The organism is Arthrobacter rhizophilus (assembly GCF_026241105.1).
Classification (GTDB): domain Bacteria; phylum Actinomycetota; class Actinomycetes; order Actinomycetales; family Micrococcaceae; genus Arthrobacter.
Genome location: NZ_JAPFFT010000003.1, coordinates 171,344 through 189,405, shown reverse-complemented (window position 1 = coordinate 189,405; position 18,062 = coordinate 171,344). Strand labels below are relative to the sequence as shown.

Here is an 18,062-nt window from a genome sequence, read left to right as displayed (position 1 = left end):
TGAAATGAACGCAACCGCGGATACCTTGATCCAAGCCACCCCTTCCCAGCCGGAGGCCGAGGTTCTGGGGCTGTTCCCGGGCTCACAGCGAAATCAGCCCGTCCGGCCACCCATCCACCCGCGCTCCTCCAGCGAAACAAGCCCCACGCAGTCCGACGCGGAGCTTCCTGCAATCAGACCGTCCATGAGGCGGCTTATTGGATCCGAGCTTGGGATGGCCACAGCCGAGTATGCCACCATCGCTTCAAGTTAGCAGGGCTACACTTAGACCGTGACACTACCCAGACCGCGAAGAGCGGCCATCTACACGCGCATCAGTCGAGACATTGAAGGCAGCGGCCTTGGTGTCGAGCGTCAGCTTCAGGACTGCGAGAAGTTCGCGGAGGCCAAGGGCTACGAGGTGGCAGGGCTCTACTCGGACAACGACATCAGCGCATCAGGCGCCAAGCGCAGGCCGGACTATGAGCGCATGCTCTCAGACATCGAGGCCGGAAAGATTCAGACCGTCGTTGCTTGGCATAGCGACCGTCTCCACCGGAAGACCCTTGAGCTTGAGCGGTACATCAGCCTCTGCCAGACGCACAACGTCGAGACGCACACGGTACACGCCGGGCACCTTGACCTCAGCACAGCAAGCGGCCGGGCAGTGGCAAAGATCCTCGGCTCGATTGCACAGCAGGAGTCAGAGCAGAAAGCCGAGCGTATCCAGCGCCAGAAGCAACAGGCCGCTAAGGCAGGCAAGTTCTTGGGCGGGCGGATCCCGTGGGGCTGGCAGCGCGACGGCGAGGCAATCGCCCTTGAGCCAGTAGCGGCGCGGTTCATTCTTGCAGGATCCAAAGCCATCCTCGAGGGGCATTCGCTGATTGAGGTTACGCGGCAATGGGCTGACGGCGGGGCGGTTAGTCTCAGTGGCACGAGGATGAACACAACGCAGGTGCGGCGGGTGCTGCTGCGCTCGCGGAATGCAGGACTCGTGACCTTCCACGGCGAAGTGGTGTCGGACGGCTGGCCGCCCATCGTGACTATTCAGCAGTTTCGGGCGGTGGAGGCGAAGCTGAACGATAAGAGCATCCCGCGGCAGTCGGCTGCCAAGTTCAAATACCTGCTATCCGGGCTGGTGCTGTGCCACTGCGGGCGGTACCTGACGGGCTACGGCGCACAAGCGACGGCGGAGAAGCCCAGCTATCGGAGGATGTACCGGTGCAAGATCCACCAGGAGGGCGGACGATTTGTCCGCGGACACGTCATCCGGGAGATGGGCAAGCTGGACAAATACGTGCAGTGGATGATCGCGACCTATCTGAACCAGGAAGACATCGGGCCGGCACTGCTGGCCGAGGCAACGGCTCTATCTGCGAGCGCACGGACGAGCCCCGCGGACACGTCCCAGCTACTGCACCGCAAGCAGGAACTCGCCCGCATGTTTGCCGCTGGTGTCATTGAAGAGTCGCAACTGGTGGAAGGCACCGCGCAGATCCGGGCAGAGCTTGCCGAGATTGAGCGCTCTGCCGTCTCAGCAGGCGGCAACAGCGAGCTAATCGCCGTTCTCATGTCCGACGATCCGGCGGGAGGCTTTCTAAGAGCGCAGATCGGCGCACAGCGCTCAATCATCCGCGCCGTTGCAGACGTTCGTATATTGGCAGGGGCGAAGCCGGGCGCCGGTTTCAACCCTGATCTAGTGGATTTCGATTGGAAGGTGGGCAGGTAGTGACACGCCGCGAGAGTGACAAGAATCGCCGGAAGGCAGAGCGCAGTTCTCCCGAGGGCATGGCCGCATATTACGCGAACCGCGCCCAAGAGATGGAAGTCAAGGGATGGGATGCCGGAGATGCCACCTTGGCCCGGGCCGACGAACGCTACGAGGCAGACACAGGCAAGGCAGCTTTTAGGCACGCTAGAGGGCCACTACGGCCCACGGCGATTCTCGCGGCCCGCTGCCGTGGCTGCTTTCTCTTGATCGCGCAGCTCAGCTACCAAGGAAGTATGCAGTGGGAATCGACAGAACAACTCGCCCGGTACGCGTATTGGACTGCGCCCAAGATTGGGATGGGGCCGAAAGGGAGGCGCAGACCTTGCCTGGATTCCGGAAGTCTTCCCGATCCGGCCGACCTCTTGCCCCAGATCGACAAGGCCCGCGCCAGCAAAAGGGGCCAGCTAGTGCTTCAGGATGACGAGTTTGATCTACCTGATCGCAGGAATATCTACGAGATTCGACTTTCGCCGCATACATAAGCTACGTTGTACCCGTAGTAAACACAGCTCTACGTGGGCTGACGGTGGCCACCAAGCCCCCCGCAATCAGCGGGCAGTCAGAATCCCCAATACGTACTGATGGTTGAGCGCGTCGGTCAGTGCCCTTGAAAGGGGTCTGGCTGCATGCCTATGCCAACCGTAATTCCAACCGTGTTCAGCGCTCGCGGAGCCAATGCCATTGCTAAGCGCTGGCACCCTGAGCAAGTCCCTGATCGCAAGCGCGATCTCGAAGTCTCCAAACTCGCCGCACACATTGACGCCGTGGTTGCGGCCGCGCCAAAACCTACGCCAGCACAGCTCAAGGAACTCGCTCGGCTGTTACTGCCGAGCCTCACTAGCGGCACCAATTGCGCTGAGCGTGATGCAGCATGAGCGGGCTGGTGATCCACCCCAAGTGCGGCAAGCGCTTCGCATCCGGGGACCGTACCGGCCATTGTGCCGCGTGCTGTGAGACGTTCTACGGGCTCGCTGCGTTCGATCAGCACCTGATACGCGCAGACCACCGCGTTAGCTGCTCTGTGCCGACTGCTGACGGCGGGGAATGGCACCTCGACAGCGCCGGACGCTGGCACATCGGCGAACCCATGAGCGCGGCCGCTGTCGCTCGATTGCGGGGCGCCGCGTGAGCACAATAAAAGAAGTCCCCGCCAGCGGTGTAACTGACGGAGACTCAATCGAAAAGCTTCTCAAGCTCGACGCAGGATCCAGCTTACAGGGGCTTCCGGATGGCGTACAAGCCGCCTACGCCTTTGCGCCTGAAGATTGGCGTGCGGACTGCGAGCGCCTCATTCATGAACTCGCGGCAACGGGGCAGGTATTCACCGTGGACTCGTTGCGGCGCCACGGCATCGAGGAACCCGATAAGGCCGTCCGTTGGGGCAGTATTTTCGCGGCCATGCGCAAGCGCGGCGTCATCGAGCAGACGGGCGTACACCTTCACCAGGCAGCCCGCGGCGGTATCTCAGCAATCCGTGAGTGGCGCGGCGTTGCCCAGGTGAGCCCATGACCTGGCTGAAGCTTGGCGAAGAGTTCACAGTCGAGGTTGGCAACCTCGATCTGTCCGACGCTGCATTCAGGACTCATGTCGAGGGACTGGCATTTGCCACGGACCGGGAGAATGACGGGCTGTTTGCCGAGCGGGAGATTCGACGGTTTGCCGAGTCCCCCAACGCTGGGGAAGCGGCACAGGAACTCGTCGATAAGGGCCTGTGGCAGCGGCGGGCAGATGGCAAGCTGCAGATCATCCACCACATGGCCGAGCAGCCAACGGCCGACTACCTCCGCGGCAAGCGGCAGGTTGAAGCCAACAGGCAGCGGCGGCACCGGGAAACCAAGGTACTCGAGGCTCAAGGCCTGTCGGGTGAAGCTATCGAGGCAGTCTTGCAGGAGCGAGGTATCCCACTCGCTGCCACCGACGGGAAAGCCCGAAAGCCCAGGGCATCAGGCCCCAACACAACGCGTGACACGACGCGTGACGTAACGCGTGACACGACGCGTGACCCGGAACGGAACGGAGCGGAACTGAACGGAGCGGAGCGGAGCAGTAAAGAAGCTCTTGATAGAGAAGCTCTTTCCTTTGCTTCGAGTGATGTTTCTTCTCCCGCTCAGTCCGCACAGGATCAAGCTTGGCTCGCTGGGGAAGCTGTGGCGGTTGGTGTGGATCCGGGTAAGTGCACATCCCCGCTTTGTGGTGGCAGGGTCACGGATTACAACCAAGGGCAGGGCATCCGCGAATGCCTCGACTGCCTGAGGCGGGGGGCGAAGTGATGACGCACACCAGTCAGCGCCACCCCATGGAACAGAAGCCATCCGGGCGGAAAAGCGCAATCGAGCCCTTGGATGCCGCTGAGTCGCTCGCAATGAGCCATGCCGCACAGAGTGCCATCTCTCCCGCCAAAGGCCAGGAACGGCCGCGCCAAGCCCCAGCAGTGGCCGTAGCGGGGCGCGTATGGCCCAGCCAATGCGACCGCTGCATCCCCGTGGTTCGCATCGTCTCCGCTGACTTCTTTGTGACGGTCACCGAGACAGCCCACGAGCCCACTTGTATTCACCACCCCCTCGAGAACACCCAGACACTCAATTCACTTTCAAAGGAATCCACCACATGGTAAACGCCATCCTCGGCATGAGCTACGACCTCAGCCAAAAGCTCCAGTCCATCGAGACCAGACTCCGCGACCTTTCCACCCAGCCAATGCTCTTGAATGCCTCCACCGGGCAGGATGGTGGCAAGGGTCTGGTCACAAACAAGGACGGGTTGCATATCTTCAGTCCTTCCGGTGTTGAAGTGGCACGCCTCGAGACCTCAGACGGCGCCCTCGTCAACTACGACGCAAGCGGCAACGAAATTGCCCGCTACGGCCTCCTCACGCACACGGCAGCGGGCACGTACGGCGCTGAGGTTCTTGTCTCGGGAACGTGGGTCCAGCTCGGCGCGCAGACCACGACATGGGCAACAGTGTCAGGGAAGCCCGCCACATTCCCGCCGTCCGCCCACACGCACGTAGGCGCTGACATCACGTCCGGGACCGTGCCACAGTCGGACGGCTCACAGTACGGGTGGACAAACAACGTTGCCGGCACAACCCAATACGCCGTCTGGGTAGGCAATGACGGCGGCTTCCACTTCGGCCGCAACGTCTCAAGCATCCGGTACAAGGAAAACGTCCGGAGCCACCACACCAACCCCGCCAGCGTCCTCGCACTGACACCCGTGCTGTACGACAAGATCAGCGGCGGGCCTGACAATTACGGCCTCATCGCCGAACAGGTAGCCGAACACTGCCCCGAGCTCATCTCCTGGTTCGAAGGGAACATCGACTCAGTCCGCTATGACCTGCTCTCAGTCCAACTGCTGAACGTCGTCAAACACCAAGACGCGCAAATCCAAGCACTCAACAAAGCCATGGCCACCTTGGTCCCGGGCTTCACACCTCCGGCAGCGGGTCCTGTCGCGGCGAATGTTCCGTCGTCCATGGCTCCATCCCCGCAGCCCACACCGCTGACCTACACCATCCAACCCCAGTAACAGGAGACACGCAGCATGAGCACTTATCCAGAAGACCTTGAAGGCATCCTTCCAATGAACGAACAGTCCGAACTCTTCCAGGGCGCACTTCTGGCCCATCACTACGAACTCATGGGGCAGATTCAGAATCAGCTCGACATGATCAAATCGACACCGGAGGGCATGACGCCCGAAATCGCCACGTTCTTTGAGAATGTGCTGGACGCGGAGAGGCAGTGGCTCGAGTCCCACGGCATTTATTTCCCTGATTCCTCCGGGGGCGGAGGTGGAGGACAATGAGTGAGATGCAGGGAATTCAAGCGGCCATGGCGCCACTGACCAAGGCGAACGTGGCCGAGGTCATGGCCCAGCTCGAGGCGTTGCTCGAAGCGCTCCCTGCTGACACTTCCAGTGATACGGATGCGCGTCTCCGCCATGACATCGAGGTGCTCCTGGCTGGATACAAGGCGGGAACACCACGCCAGCGACCGCGGACACCAGCGACAAACTGACCCACCCCGGAACACAAAAGAGCCCTGCCCTGTGACTAGCAACCACGGGGCAGGGCTTGTTTTCGTTGGGTCGAGCAAATCATGGCGATCGCATGAGGTAATGCGTGACCATCGGACCCATGCGGGTCTTCTAACCGACGCTGACGGGTCCGCTCCACTGATGATCGGATGGGCTGTAAGTGATAGAGCACGTGTAGCTTGAGCGGATCTTGGCCCCGAAACTATTCTGAGCATCGACCGAGCCGGTGACGGTCCAGCTAGTCCCTGAACCAGAGACGCTCTCGTTGCTGAAGTCGGCTGTCGACGGTGCCTTCAGTTTGTCCTGAACCATTCCGCGGCAGGCGACTTTTGCGTATGCGCCGTCGCCCAGGTTTGCGGGGTCTTGCTTGCCAGCATTCGCCATGCAACTGGACATAACACTGCCAAAGATCAACGCAAGCACCAAGACCACTCCGCAGCCTATTGCCGTTTGCTTGCCGGTAGCCTTCGACTTCTCCGGCGCCTTTGTTGCTTGAGGCGCCATGGGCGGTGTGGGTGGGATCCGGGAAGCCCTGCCGACGCCTTGTGGATCAAACGGATGCGTCTGGCCCGTCCAGTCTTTGCCGTCCCAGTAGCGCGCTTGGTTCGCGTTGGACGGGTCTCGATACCAGCCTGCGAGATTGCTCATGAAATTCCCCCCATAGTCTCTGCATGAGCCTCCAGCGGCTCAAGGTTGATCGTAAGTTCTCGAACGATTCGGCGGGACTCCTGAGCCTCGGTGTCGTTTTCACATTGTGGGGCGGCGCGTCCTGCGGCGTGTGCTCTGTGGCACTGGTCGAGCGGCCTCGGAATCCGAGAGGATCGTGGCCCAGATGGGCCTCGGTCAATCGCACGGAACTGAGGCTTCAGTTCTTCAACTGTCCGCCGAGCTTCGCTTGAACGGCCTTGACCTCAAATTCTGGCCCCCTAATCATCCAATTCGCTCCGACCAAAATAGACTCCCTCGAAGCCGCGTACTTGACACTGGTAGTCACCTGTTGATCTAGGCCGGACTGGGAATCGGCGACGAGAAGCACGGTATTCATTCCGCAATTCACCGTCTGCCAGCCCCATTGGGCTTTCCCATCCTCGGTGACCTTGCTGTCACACTTTGGATCTGCGACCGCGCCCGTTGCGACGTACGCGTCCCTTAGCCCCAGGACATCACTATAAGAAGCGTCTTTCTGGATGCTCGATCCGCAACCCGTCAGGGCGAGAGTCGCTACGGCGGTTCCTATTAGGGCAAAAGCGATTCTATTCATTCGTTCCCCCTGAAATGAATACTGGAAACCTCGGCCGAAAAGCCGGATTTCTTCGGACGATATCATTCAACGGACCTGCCGGGCAGCAGCCCTTGCTGGTCACGCCCTCAGAAATGCTTGGAGGGCTGCGGCAGCATTCGCCAGGTACGCCGCTGCGGCTTCGATCTGCTCTCGAGAGCCGACCATCTCAAAGACGCTATCGTCGGCCGGACCGTCATATTCAAGCCCGATCCACTCGAGGCCCTCGTACGGGATCTGGACGGCAAAACCGATGTGCTCGCCTTCGTGGATCACGTCAGCGATACTCGCCGTGGATTCACCGTAAATGTCATCCGCGCCAAGGGATCGGGAGTTCTCTCTAGGCAGATCATCAGTCGAGCCGGTGCGTTCCCTGATGTCCGCGGCAAGGCATGCCGCCGCTCCATGGCGCACTCCATAGTCTGCAAGTGACGGCGGAGTAGCTGTGATCGTGCTGATTGTCGTGGTGCTCATGATATTTCCCCCTGCGGGACTAGTTGGTTTGGTTGTGGTGGGGAGCAACCGAGCGCAGACCTTGAATGCTCGGTGCTTTGTTGTTGTGAACTCGGGCGTTGTGGACGCTAGTCCGCGGGTACGACAATTTGCAGGTCTTCAGGGTGCAATAGCTCCCGGTGCCCGTCCGCAAAGGTGACCCAGATGCCGCGGGTGGTGACTCGCCAGACTTTCCCGGTCGGCCCGTCCGTGTTGCCCATCGGCCCGATGAACTGGACGCGCTTACCGGCGAACATGTCTTTCATGTTTTGAAGCTCCATGACTGGCGAGCCCTTCCGCGTCGTTATCTGCTGACATTGAAAGACTAGATCAGTTTCCCCATATACACAATGGGAACCCTTCATGTATATTTGAACTATGAACAGCAGCCAGCCACAGCAGCCACTCAAGGTGATCGGGTATCTCCGCGTAAGCACCAACAAGCAGGACATCGGGCCGGAAGTACAGCGCGCAGCGCTGGAGGCTGAAGCCAAGCGGAACGGCTGGGAGCTCACCATCCGCCGGGAAGAGGCAGCGTCGGCCACAAGCTTGAAGAATCGGCCCGTGCTCGCCTCAGCACTTGCAGACCTCAAGGCTGGCACCTATGAAGCTCTGGCAGTGTCGAAGCTTGACCGGCTTTCACGGTCGGTCAGCGACTTTGCCGGCATGCTGGAAACGGCGAACCGGCAGCGGTGGGCGCTCATCTGCCTAGACCTCGGCATTGATACCTCCACTATCACCGGCGCGGCCATGGCTCAGGTGACATGCGCTTTCGCGGAAATGGAGGCCAAGAAGATCTCGGAGCGTACCCGCGCTGGCATGGCGGAGATCAAGGCCACCACGGGCAAGCACATGGGGCGCCGAAGCGCACTGCCTGAGGCTACCGTCCGTCAGATCGTCTCAGAGCGCCAAGGCGGCGCGTCACTGGCTGGGATCGCCCGGAGCCTCAATGACGGCGCTGTGCCGACTGCTGCGGGCGGCAAATGGTACGCCTCCACAGTGAAGCAAGTGCTGGGGAGTGCCGCGGCGGCGCAGCTTGGGCTTCCCCGTCAGGTTTGATTGCTGGTGGCTTCCCCGGCGGCCTTGGCTTCGAGATATTCCCGCGTCCGCTGCTGGATCTTAGTGGCCCATCGAGACCAACCGACGCCCGCGATAATCACCAGGACGACGCCAGCGAAAGCCATAGATTGCGCGCCGGTGAAGCCGACGATCAGGCAGACGATGGCGGCGAGCATGATCCATGCGTATTTGGACTGTGATTTCCTGGCCTGTTCGATCGATTCGGCGGTGAACCGTAGAAGCTCTTCGGACATCATTCCCCCATACGAATATTCAAGCCCGGCCGAGACGGGGCCGGTAGTTCTCGGAGATTAGCACCCCCTACCCCGGCTGACGCGGACCGAAACCAAATCGTGATCATCGGAACCGGCTAACTTGAACCAACATCGGCATATGCCATCGCCACGCTTGCCGCGGTGGGCTTCGCCGGACTCTTGGTGGTCATCCTTCGCAGCGAGGAAGTGCGCGGTTTCCTCCTCAACCTCATTCGCAGCGCACTCGCCCTGCCATGACGAAGAGGCAGGGATCCAAGCGTTGTGCTGAGAATTCTGCACGCCCGTGGGCACGGGCTGCCAGGCGCTGGAGGCACAGCATCATCGCGCGGCGGCGTTCTTCCAGACGGTCTTCTTCGGAGGAAAAACTTCATGGCTCGGGGAAGGGCCGTCGGAGCCTCGCTCTCCCCGAGAGAGATCAAGGTGCCGTCGCTGCGGAGTTCGCAGTGGCACTCCCGGCTGTCTTGTTACTTTTGGCCTTACTTCTCGCCGGATCCGCGGCCGGAATTACCCAGCTGCGTTTGGAAGAAGCAGCGAGGGCCTGTGCCCGGGCTCTGGCCCGCGGTGATGGAAATTCGGCCGTGGAAGGGATCGTCCGGAGATTGGCAGGGGATGCCGCCATGGCTGTTGTTTCGGACGACGGCGAATGGATCAAGGTCACGGTCTCCGCCCCGGTGGCTGGCCCGCTCGGATCCCTCACCCCATGGACGCTTTCAGCCGCGGCTTCGGCCAAGGGAGAGACGCCTCGGACATCAGCGGCCACTTCGCTCTTCCCCTATGTCGGGGACAGGGTTGTTGATTTCAAGGGTGGCGCGCCAGTCGCGGCGCCGGTGGCGAGGCTGGGACTCCAACGCCTTGAGGAAGGGGTAGCGGCGTGAGGGCAGACATCGCCTGCGCCAATGAGGGCCGCGGTCATAGGGAGTGTGGCGTGCGTGCTGGGGTTGCCTGCGCCAACGTGGGCCCTAGCAATGCGGAACGTGGCGTGAGGGCAGATACCGCCCGTGCCAATGCGATCCGTAGTAAAGGGGAACGCGGCTCCGGCACCGTCCTGGCACTTGCCTTGGGACTTGTCGTCATGATCTGCATGTCAGGAGCACTCATGTTGGCCCAGGCCGCGGCGATGGCGCAACGCGCCGCCACCGCCGCCGACCTTGCCGCACTCGCCGGAGCGGACGCTGCCCGTGGACTGACAGCAGGAGATCCTTGCGTCGTCGCCAGCGAGGCCGCTGCGAGGCACGGAGCGTCGTTGTCGGCCTGCATTCTCAGGCATGGTGAGATCGTGGACGTCCGCACGGAGTTGGTTCGTGGCGCGGTTTTCGGGACGGCAACCGGCCGTTCAAGGGCTGGTCCGCCGCCCTAGGCGGCTGCTGCCCTGGCCAGCTGCTCTTGGACAGCGTCCCGCAGGAGCACGTCGATCAGGGTGACCGCCGCCCCTAGACAGCGTCCCGCAGGAGCACGTCGATCAAGGTGACCGCGGCATCCTTGTCCAGGGGGTTGTTCTTGTTGCCACACTTGGGGGACTGGACACAGGAAGGGCACCCGTTCTCACACTCACATGCCTTGATGGCATCTCTTGTGGCCGTCAACCACACTTTGGCTTTCTCGAAGCCACGCTCGGCAAATCCGGCACCGCCTGGATGGCCGTCGTAGACAAAGATCGTGGGAACCCCTGTATCGGCGTGAAGCGCCGTCGAGACACCGCCGATGTCCCAGCGGTCACTTGAAGCCACCAAAGGGAGAAGCCCGATCGCTGCATGCTCAGCAGCGTGGAGCGCACCCGGGAACTGTGCTTCGATAAGGCCCGCACCTGTCAGCGAGCGGTTGTGGACCACAAACCAAACTGCCTTGGTGAAGAGGTCCCTGGCCCCGAGTTCCAGCGGCTCTTCCCCTAAAACTTCATTGGAAATCAATGCCTTACGTTGGAAGGAAACTACCTGTGTTGTCACTTTCACTTCCCCGAAGTGAACTGCGATGTCGCCCCATTCCATGGTTCGGAGAGTCTGCAGGACTTCGATCTGTGTCACGTCCCGGGCTGTCGTGTAGTAGTCCGGGTTGGCTCGCCGAACCATCACGCAATGGTCTTCTTCGTTCAGTTCCTCAACTAGGTAACTTTCACCCTGATGCACATAGATGGCACCGGTGTGGGCCTGGTAGTGCGTTTGCGGCGAATCCATGGTGCCCAACAGAGAGCCAGTCTCGGAATCCACGATGCTCACGGGGCCGCCGCCGTCTGCGCGCAGGTTCACCATGGCCGCGGCGCTCTCCGGGTGGGTCCAGAACCAGCCGGCGGGCCGTTTCCTCAGGTACCCCTGCTCCACCAGCTGATTCAGCAGCGGTTCGGACGTTGGTCCAAACAGGCCAAGTTCAGCCACTCCGATTGGGAGCTCGGCGGCCGCCGCGCACAGGTGGGGACCGAGTACGTAGGGGTTCCCGGGGTCGAAGACGGTGGCTTCGACCGACACATCAAAGATTGCCTCCGGATGGTTGACGAGGTAGGTGTCCAGCGGATCGTCGCTGGCCACGAATGCGGCGATGGCGTCTTGGCCCGCGCGGCCTGCTCGTCCGATTTGTTGGAACAGGGAGGCCCTTGTCCCGGGCCAGCCTGCTACCAGTACCGCGTCCAGTCCGGAAATGTCGATTCCCAACTCCAACGCTGACGTGCTGGAGACTCCTAGCAGTTCGCCCGAGCGCAGGGCCTTCTCCAAGGCGCGTCTCTCCTCGGGGAGATAGCCAGAGCGATACGCGGCAACCCGCTGGGGCAAGCTGGGGTCTACTTCGTCGAGGAGGCGCTTGGCGATGGATGAAATTGTCTCCGCCCCACGCCTGGATTTGATGAAGGCGATGGTCCGGACGCGGGAGGACACCAGGTTGGCCAGCAAGTCTGCGGTCTCGGCCACGGCAGTCCTGCGGGCTTTTGCTCCGTTTTCGCCCTTCAGATCGGTCAGGGCAGGTTCCCAAAAAGCCACTGTGGTGGAGCCGTGTGGCGAACAGTCCTCGGAAACTTCGCGCACGGGAGTCCCGATGAGCCGGGCAAAGGACGTCCCGGGGTCCGAGGCCGTCGCGGACGCGGCAATGAACACAGGCTCAGGAAAGGAGTTGCCGGCACCGTAGTACGCGCAGATTCGGCGGAGCCTTCGCATGAGGTTGGCGACGTGTGACCCGAACACTCCGCGGTAGCTGTGGGCCTCATCCACGATGACGTACCGCAGCCGGCGGAAGAAGCGGGCCCACCACGTGTGGTTCGGCAGGATCCCAAAGTGCAACATGTCGGGGTTGGCGAGGATGAAGTTGGCGTGGTCGCGGATCCAGCGGCGCTGTGACTGGTCGGTATCGCCGTCGTACGTTTCGGCCCGGACCGTGGGGAGCTTGAGGGAGCGGATCGCTGCCAGTTGGTCGGCGGCGAGGGCTTTGGTGGGGGAAAGATAAAGGGTGACCGCACCGTCGTCGTGGATCTTGCCCGGTTCGGATAGCACCCGTAACTCGGAACGGTGGATCGCATCGAGGGCAGGCAACTGATAGGCAAGGGACTTCCCGGACGCGGTGCCCGTGGCAATGACGACGTGCTGGCCCGAGTGGGCGAGTTCGGCCGCTTCGATTTGGTGCCGGTACGGTTCGTGGATGCCCAAGGTTCCGTAGGCGGCAACGATATCCGGATGGGCCCAGCCCGGCCATGCCTCATGGATTGCTTGGCGTGCAGGAATGGTTCGGACATGTCGCAACTGCTCCGGGTCCGGGCTCCTGCCCAGCAGGGAGATCATAGATTCAGTTGCGTTCACTTAAGCATTCTGTCATCGCGCCGGAAACCGACCGTTGCTGACGCCGCTGCGGACCCGCTCCGGCCGCCGAAGGGACGCTACGCCACAGATAGATCAGTCTCGTCGACCCGCTTGGTAGACATCATGAGTACTTGGCTCACGTTCTTCCAGCCCAGGTGTGAATAGAGGTGCTGTCCGTCCAGCGAAGCCAGGAGGAGTCCGCTTTCGACGTCGTGCTCAAATGCCTGTGCGGCGAGGGCTTTCATGATGAAGCTGCCCAGTCCTCGGCGTTGGTAGTTGGGTTCGGTGACGATCTTGTCGAACACGGCCGTCTGCTTGACCACGAATACCTGGCCGCTGGCTGCCACCTTCTCGCCGGCGTGGACCACGGCGTAGTGCACGCCCTTGCTTTCGGAGGTCGTGAGTTTGAGATCGTCATCGGAGAGCCACGGGTCTTCGGCATCCTGCGTTTCCATGTCCACGATCATCATGGTCTGGGAATCGGAAGTGATGTTCAGCCCGTGCTCCCGCGCCAGCTGGTCATAGCGGGCGACGTCGTTCGTAAGTATGGTCAGGATGCGGGTGTCCGCTTGGGCGGTCTTGGCAGCAAGTTCGGCAAACTCGGCATCCGAGGGGTCGTGCGCAAAGTACTCCCAGTCGCCGGACTTGTCGGCACGCAGTGCCGCCGGGAACCGGCCTTCCTTCCGCGTCTCGTAACCCCGGGAACCTGACCAGCCAGCAACCCAGACTTCCAGCAGATCAGCGATGTCTTCAACCAAGGCGTCGTGACTCATGTAGAGAGACTATGCCAGCAGTCTGGGAATCAACAGGGGCGGCCAGTAACAGCTCAGTTAACACTTTGGGAAGGCGGACAGCTGCTCAACACAGGAGTTTGGGGCCACCAAGTACCCTTAAATACGTGGCTTTAAACAGAATCGTGCTCTTCTATGGCTTTACCCCGATTGCAGACCCGGACGCGGTGCGGCTGTGGCAGCGTGCCCTGTGCGAAAAGCTCGGCCTTACCGGCCGCATCCTTATTTCCCGGGACGGCATCAACGCCACAGTCGGCGGGGAGCTGAACAACGTCAAGCAGTATGTGAAGACCACCAAGGAGTACAAGGGCTTCCACGGTATCGACTTCAAATGGTTCGAAGGCGGCGCTGCCGACTTTCCCCGGCTCAGCGTCAAGGTACGCGATGAGATCGTGTCCTTCGGTGCTCCCGGAGAACTGAAAGTGGACCAGAACGGCGTAGTTGGCGGCGGCACTCACCTCCAGCCGGAAGAGCTCCACGCATTGCTGGAGCAAAAGAAGGCAGCCGGGCAGGAAGTGAAGTTCTTCGATGGACGCAACGCCTTCGAAGCCCAGATCGGCAAGTTTAAGGACGCAATCGTTCCCGATGTCGCCACCACCCACGACTTCATCAAGGAACTCGACTCCGGGAAGTACGACGAGCTCAAGGACCAACCCGTGGTCACATACTGCACCGGCGGGATCCGCTGCGAAGTCCTTTCCAGCCTCATGGTGAACCGCGGGTTCAAAGAGGTCTACCAACTCGACGGCGGCATAGTCCGCTACGGCGAAACCTTCAAGGACCAAGGCCTGTGGGAAGGCTCCCTTTACGTCTTCGACAAGCGCATGCACGTGGAATTCAGCGAGGATGCCAAGACCATCGGCCAGTGCGTCCGCTGCCAAGCGCCCACCAACAAGTTTGAGAATTGCTCCAACCTCAGCTGCCGCAACCTCACCCTGTATTGCGCCGAATGTGCCTCAAGCCCGGAAACGTTGCGCTGCCCGGAAGGCTGCCCGGCCTAGGTCCCGGTCGCCTAGGTCCCGGTCGCCTGGCTCTCTGTCGCCTGGGTCGCCTAGATGCGGCTCACGCGGTATGCGAAGTTCGCCGGGGCATTGGCTGTCACCGTAATACCCAGGACGGCATCTTTCTCGAGTTGCAGGACGTTGACCCGCGTGGTGCCGCACTGCAGCATCAGCTCGATGAGGACGTCACTCCCGTTTCGCACAGTGAATTCGGTGCTGCGGGCGCCGCGGCACGCGAGTGTCACGGCATAAGAACCGCCGGGAAGTTGGGTTGTTTCTTCAGCGCGGGATTCTCCACGTGACAACAGTCCGTAGCTGTTATAGAAGGATTGCCCGTTCGCGTCCGGAAGTACGTCCCGCGCCCAGGCTTTCAATGCATCGCCAGTGACGGTCTGGCTCAATGCCGGATCGCGGGGCAGCACGGGATCCGTGAAGACTGCAGACGGCGGACCGCTCACCGGCGCGCGACCGTCGTCGTAGGTGTATTCACACGAGGCCAGCGTGCCGCACGCGAGCACACCACAAAGCACGACGGCGGGAATCGCCACCCGTGTCTCCGGTACGTTCAGGGCGTGTACCCACCCCATAGTCCGACTCTACGCCGGGCCGCCACCGTAGGAACGCCGCCGTAGGAACAAGAGGGCGTCAGGAACCCGGAACCAGTTGGTACGCGTAGATCAACGGCGCATCGACGCTGCTTGTGCTGATGCTCAATGGACCGGACGAGGGAACCTTGATCCGGGATGTTTCGCGGCTGCCATTACACGCCGCTCCTGCCTCGGTGAGCTGCTTGCCGGACACGGAAACGGCGAAGAATGCCTTGCCACCGCCATCGCAGGCCACCGTCAAGGTGTACGTGCCTGCAGCCACGTTGGCTACGCTCTTGACCAACGGTTCGCGGTTCAGGATTCGTCCTGAATCCTCCAGGACGATCCCGGCCGCGGAGGGAATGGTCGTTGCCTTCCACGAAGGGATGTTGGCGTCGGTGATGGACCCTGCAGGGACGCACGCCGTCATTGCCAGAGTGCCGGCGCCGATAGCAAGGAGTGCTGCGTGCCGCCGGCTGGAGGAGTGAAATGCCATGATTCAACGCTACCCGCTCGGCCGCCTGCCCCGGGACGCGAAGGCCCGCTCCGAGACGGCGGGTGCCCACCCGCCAGCCCCAATAGACTTGCACGGTGACTGATCCCGCAACGCCCACCATCTTCGGGACCACCCCGAACACTCCCAACACTCCCAACGCTCCCCGCAGCGACCTCGCAGAACTGCTCACAGCGCTCGCCGGCGACCTGCGGAGCGTGGGCTACACAGTGGACGGAGTGGCAGAACTCCTCGGGGCGTCGGCCCACGCTGCCCTCGCCCGGGATCAGCTCATTCCCGCACTGATCGTCACCGAACCGACTGCCCGCACCGGAGAACCGGTGACCGGCGGCACAAAAGCCGCGCTCGCCGTCGTCGTCCGCTTGTGGCTCCTGGCCGTCCCCCAAACTGCAGACGACATCGACGCCGCCCTGCCGTGCGTCCGCTCCTCGGGCCTGCTGGAGCTTGGGTTGGTGGTGAAGAACGACGCCGGTGCTGTCGCCGCCAAGGTGGATTTGCGGCCCTATGGTTGGGATTCCAATGAAGACGGCAGCGGCGGTGCCGAGCTGTGGGTTGCCAGCGATCTCGCGGCCCATCAGCAACCCGGCGTGCTCCGGCATGACCACGTGCTAGGCATCGGTCAGGCGTCCACCACGCTTGTGCAGACCACTATCCGACGGCACTCGAAGCGCGCCCTGGACCTCGGCACGGGCTGCGGAATCCAGACCTTCCACCTGCTGCACCACAGCGAGCACGTCACGGCCACGGACATCTCCGAGCGGGCCCTCGCCTTCACGCGTTTCAACCTGATGCTCAACGCCGAGGCGTTGCACGTTGATCCGGCTGATCTTGAGCGGCGCGTGAGCTTGCGGCTGGGATCCCTTTTGGAGCCCGTGGCGGGTGAGACGTTCGATCTGGTGGTGTCCAATCCGCCTTTCGTCATTACGCCACGCAGTGCCGGCGAGCACGCGTCGGATCAGTTCACGTACCGCGACGGCGGGCTGCCCGGCGACGACATCGTCGCCAACCTCGTCCGCACGTTGCCGGACGTCCTCGCACCCGGTGGGACGGCGCAGATGCTCGGCAACTGGGAGATCCCCGCTGGCACTGGATGGAGCGATCGGCCCGCCTCGTGGCTGGCCGGTTCCGTCACGGAAGCGTGGTTCATCCAGCGGGAACAGGTGAGCCCGGAGCTCTACGCGGAGACCTGGTTACAGGACGCTTCCGAAGGCCGCGACCGTGAGCTCTACCGCGAGGCCTACGCCGCCTACCTCGATGATTTCGCCTCCCGGAATGTGGAGGCCATCGGTTTCGGGATGATCTGGCTGCGGCGGCCCGTGCGGGCGGGTATCGCGCGTCCCGGGGCGGTGGCCGCCCGTTTCGAGGAAATCACGTATCCCATCGAGCAGCCGATTGGTCCGCATCTTGCCGCCGCGATCGAACGCGCCGACTGGCTGGACTCCCACGAGCTCGCCGACGCCCACCTGGTGGTGGCCGAGGACGTGACCGAGGAACGCCACCAGCGGCCGGGCGCCGAACACCCCGGAGTCATCTTGTTGCGCCAGGGCGCGGGGCTGCGTCGGACGAACCTGTTGAGCACCGAGCTGGCCGGCTTCGTTTCTGCGTGCGACGGCGAACTGTCCGTCCGCCAGCTGATCGGCGCCTTGTCGGCGCTGCTGGGGGGAGGGGACGACTTCGACGACGATGCTTTCCGCTCCGGATTGCTCTCCGACGTCGCAAACCTGGTCCGCGACGGTTTTTTGCTGCCCGTGGCTTCGGACAATCAGGGCGACGCTGCCGGATAAACTGTTCCGGTGAATGAAGACAACGGGGTATCCAACGGGCTGGCATCCCCGAAACGCCGGAAACGGCCCGGGAAAACGGTGGAGATCACCGACCCCAAAGCCATCCGGGCGCTCGCCCATGCCGCCCGGCTTGAGGTCATCTCGGAGCTCTATTCAACCCAGCTGAGCCGCACGGCAACGGAACTCGCCGCACTGACAGGGCTCACGCCCAGCGCCATGAGTTACCACCTGCGGGCCCTCCAAAAATGGGGCATCGTGACTGCTGCGGACAACGAAGGCGATGCACGCGAACGCCGGTGGAAGGCCGCCGGTTCGGACTTCACCATCAAATCGGGCGGCAACGCACCGAGCCCGGAGATCGCGGTCGTCGAACTCGAACTGGACGCGTTCCGGCGTCGGGCCACCGCCTTCACCCGGGCCCGCGGTGAGCGGCGAAAGCGCGGCGAGTCAGCGAACGAGGCCGCCGCCATGCTCTTGTCCAGCGATCTGCTGTACTTGACTTCGGATCAGCGGACGGAGCTCAAGGCCAAATTCCATGACCTCATCAGGTCATATGAGCTCGAAAATCCCACGCAGATCCCCGAAGGCGCGGTGCGAATCGCTACGATGTGGTCAATGATTCCGGACGACCGGACGCCCCCCGCAAGCTAGTCCCCACCGGCTCCCAACCTTCGCAAGCTCAGGTCGGGGCCCTCGCCGGCGTGGGCCCACCCACC

General features: G+C 62.2%; 25 protein-coding genes and 1 pseudogene. 17 read left to right on the top strand and 9 right to left on the bottom strand.

Features of this window, described 5'->3' with window-relative positions:
• The first annotated feature begins 4 nt into the window (after nt 1-4).
• From OOZ51_RS05000 to OOZ51_RS04960, 10 genes are all read left to right on the top strand, one after another.
• On the top strand, nt 5-253 hold the full coding sequence (locus OOZ51_RS05000) for a hypothetical protein (RefSeq protein ID WP_265978029.1): 249 nt from the start codon (nt 5-7) through the stop codon (nt 251-253).
• Nucleotides 254-271: 18 nt separating this feature from the next.
• Nucleotides 272-1,708, top strand: a complete 1,437-nt coding sequence (locus OOZ51_RS04995) for a recombinase family protein (protein WP_265978028.1) — start codon at nt 272-274, stop codon at nt 1,706-1,708.
• Between the two features lie 668 nt (nt 1,709-2,376).
• Nucleotides 2,377-2,625, top strand: a complete 249-nt coding sequence (locus OOZ51_RS04990) for a hypothetical protein (RefSeq protein ID WP_265978027.1) — start codon at nt 2,377-2,379, stop codon at nt 2,623-2,625.
• A complete protein-coding gene (locus OOZ51_RS22600; RefSeq protein WP_489667150.1) occupies nt 2,622-2,879 on the top strand; it encodes an FDXHR family putative zinc-binding protein in 258 nt (85 codons plus the stop codon). The genes OOZ51_RS04990 and OOZ51_RS22600 overlap by 4 nt, the downstream gene beginning before the upstream one ends.
• Nucleotides 2,876-3,259, top strand: a complete 384-nt coding sequence (locus OOZ51_RS04985) for a hypothetical protein (RefSeq protein WP_265978026.1) — start codon at nt 2,876-2,878, stop codon at nt 3,257-3,259. The genes OOZ51_RS22600 and OOZ51_RS04985 overlap by 4 nt, the downstream gene beginning before the upstream one ends.
• Nucleotides 3,256-4,020: a hypothetical protein gene (locus OOZ51_RS04980; RefSeq protein ID WP_265978025.1), complete on the top strand. Its 765-nt coding sequence runs from the start codon at nt 3,256-3,258 to the stop codon at nt 4,018-4,020. The genes OOZ51_RS04985 and OOZ51_RS04980 overlap by 4 nt, the downstream gene beginning before the upstream one ends.
• On the top strand, nt 4,020-4,364 hold the full coding sequence (locus OOZ51_RS04975; RefSeq protein WP_265978023.1) for a hypothetical protein: 345 nt from the start codon (nt 4,020-4,022) through the stop codon (nt 4,362-4,364). The genes OOZ51_RS04980 and OOZ51_RS04975 overlap by 1 nt, the downstream gene beginning before the upstream one ends.
• Nucleotides 4,358-5,281 carry a hypothetical protein gene (locus tag OOZ51_RS04970; protein WP_265978022.1) on the top strand — a complete coding sequence of 308 codons (924 nt, stop codon included), beginning with the start codon at nt 4,358-4,360 and terminating at the stop codon, nt 5,279-5,281. The genes OOZ51_RS04975 and OOZ51_RS04970 overlap by 7 nt, the downstream gene beginning before the upstream one ends.
• A gap of 15 nt (nt 5,282-5,296) precedes the next feature.
• Nucleotides 5,297-5,560, top strand: a complete 264-nt coding sequence (locus OOZ51_RS04965; RefSeq protein ID WP_265978021.1) for a hypothetical protein — start codon at nt 5,297-5,299, stop codon at nt 5,558-5,560.
• Nucleotides 5,557-5,772: a hypothetical protein gene (locus OOZ51_RS04960; RefSeq protein WP_265978020.1), complete on the top strand. Its 216-nt coding sequence runs from the start codon at nt 5,557-5,559 to the stop codon at nt 5,770-5,772. The genes OOZ51_RS04965 and OOZ51_RS04960 overlap by 4 nt, the downstream gene beginning before the upstream one ends.
• A 130-nt stretch (nt 5,773-5,902) precedes the next feature.
• Here the strand turns inward: OOZ51_RS04960 and OOZ51_RS04955 are convergent, their stop codons facing one another.
• From OOZ51_RS04955 to OOZ51_RS04940, 4 genes are all read right to left on the bottom strand, one after another.
• Nucleotides 5,903-6,439, bottom strand: a complete 537-nt coding sequence (locus OOZ51_RS04955; RefSeq protein ID WP_265978018.1) for a DUF2510 domain-containing protein — start codon at nt 6,437-6,439, stop codon at nt 5,903-5,905.
• 217 nt (nt 6,440-6,656) lie between these two features.
• Entirely contained in the window at nt 6,657-7,052 is a 396-nt protein-coding gene (locus OOZ51_RS04950; protein WP_265978016.1) for a hypothetical protein, read from the bottom strand.
• 99 nt (nt 7,053-7,151) lie between these two features.
• Nucleotides 7,152-7,544: a hypothetical protein gene (locus tag OOZ51_RS04945; protein WP_265978014.1), complete on the bottom strand. Its 393-nt coding sequence runs from the start codon at nt 7,542-7,544 to the stop codon at nt 7,152-7,154.
• 107 nt (nt 7,545-7,651) lie between these two features.
• The gene (locus OOZ51_RS04940) at nt 7,652-7,828 is read right to left on the bottom strand and encodes a hypothetical protein (protein WP_265978012.1); all 177 of its coding nucleotides are present in this window, start codon (nt 7,826-7,828) and stop codon (nt 7,652-7,654) included.
• A gap of 112 nt (nt 7,829-7,940) precedes the next feature.
• On the opposite strand from OOZ51_RS04940, the gene OOZ51_RS04935 reads away from it, so the two are divergent.
• Nucleotides 7,941-8,621: a recombinase family protein gene (locus OOZ51_RS04935; RefSeq protein WP_265978011.1), complete on the top strand. Its 681-nt coding sequence runs from the start codon at nt 7,941-7,943 to the stop codon at nt 8,619-8,621.
• Here the strand turns inward: OOZ51_RS04935 and OOZ51_RS04930 are convergent.
• A complete protein-coding gene (locus OOZ51_RS04930; RefSeq protein ID WP_265978010.1) occupies nt 8,612-8,875 on the bottom strand; it encodes a hypothetical protein in 264 nt (87 codons plus the stop codon). The genes OOZ51_RS04935 and OOZ51_RS04930 overlap by 10 nt on opposite strands.
• A 129-nt stretch (nt 8,876-9,004) precedes the next feature.
• Here OOZ51_RS04930 and OOZ51_RS04925 point away from each other — a divergent pair.
• The 3 genes and pseudogenes from OOZ51_RS04925 to OOZ51_RS04910 all read left to right on the top strand — a co-directional run.
• A pseudogene (locus tag OOZ51_RS04925) lies at nt 9,005-9,133 on the top strand (DUF4244 domain-containing protein); the annotation flags it as partial.
• Entirely contained in the window at nt 9,130-9,771 is a 642-nt protein-coding gene (locus OOZ51_RS22395) for a TadE family type IV pilus minor pilin (RefSeq protein ID WP_323054674.1), read from the top strand. The pseudogene OOZ51_RS04925 and the gene OOZ51_RS22395, both read left to right, overlap by 4 nt.
• A gap of 104 nt (nt 9,772-9,875) precedes the next feature.
• Nucleotides 9,876-10,253 (top strand): Rv3654c family TadE-like protein, encoded by a 378-nt coding sequence (locus OOZ51_RS04910; RefSeq protein ID WP_265978008.1) that lies wholly within the window; start codon nt 9,876-9,878, stop codon nt 10,251-10,253.
• A gap of 73 nt (nt 10,254-10,326) precedes the next feature.
• On the opposite strand, the gene OOZ51_RS04905 is transcribed toward OOZ51_RS04910, so the two are convergent.
• Together OOZ51_RS04905 and OOZ51_RS04900 are read right to left on the bottom strand one after the other, a co-directional pair.
• Complete coding sequence (locus tag OOZ51_RS04905; protein WP_416346345.1) at nt 10,327-12,651, bottom strand: DEAD/DEAH box helicase; 2,325 nt, start codon at nt 12,649-12,651, stop codon at nt 10,327-10,329.
• 95 nt (nt 12,652-12,746) lie between these two features.
• Complete coding sequence (locus tag OOZ51_RS04900; RefSeq protein ID WP_265978005.1) at nt 12,747-13,442, bottom strand: GNAT family N-acetyltransferase; 696 nt, start codon at nt 13,440-13,442, stop codon at nt 12,747-12,749.
• A gap of 125 nt (nt 13,443-13,567) precedes the next feature.
• Between OOZ51_RS04900 and trhO the strand changes: the two genes are divergently transcribed.
• Nucleotides 13,568-14,461 (top strand): oxygen-dependent tRNA uridine(34) hydroxylase TrhO, encoded by an 894-nt coding sequence (trhO, locus tag OOZ51_RS04895; protein ID WP_265978004.1) that lies wholly within the window; start codon nt 13,568-13,570, stop codon nt 14,459-14,461.
• A 50-nt stretch (nt 14,462-14,511) separates the two neighbouring features.
• Here trhO and OOZ51_RS04890 read toward each other — a convergent pair whose 3' ends face one another.
• Nucleotides 14,512-15,048 carry a DUF6023 family protein gene (locus tag OOZ51_RS04890; RefSeq protein ID WP_265978002.1) on the bottom strand — a complete coding sequence of 179 codons (537 nt, stop codon included), beginning with the start codon at nt 15,046-15,048 and terminating at the stop codon, nt 14,512-14,514.
• 58 nt (nt 15,049-15,106) lie between these two features.
• Nucleotides 15,107-15,544, bottom strand: coding sequence for a DUF6023 family protein (locus tag OOZ51_RS04885; protein ID WP_265978000.1), 438 nt, complete (start codon nt 15,542-15,544; stop codon nt 15,107-15,109).
• A 95-nt stretch (nt 15,545-15,639) separates the two neighbouring features.
• Between OOZ51_RS04885 and OOZ51_RS04880 the strand changes: the two genes are divergently transcribed.
• Together OOZ51_RS04880 and OOZ51_RS04875 are read left to right on the top strand one after the other, a co-directional pair.
• Nucleotides 15,640-17,346, top strand: coding sequence for a DUF7059 domain-containing protein (locus tag OOZ51_RS04880; protein ID WP_265977999.1), 1,707 nt, complete (start codon nt 15,640-15,642; stop codon nt 17,344-17,346).
• A 9-nt stretch (nt 17,347-17,355) separates the two neighbouring features.
• Complete coding sequence (locus OOZ51_RS04875) at nt 17,356-17,997, top strand: ArsR/SmtB family transcription factor (protein ID WP_265977998.1); 642 nt, start codon at nt 17,356-17,358, stop codon at nt 17,995-17,997.
• Nucleotides 17,998-18,062 lie beyond the last annotated feature (65 nt).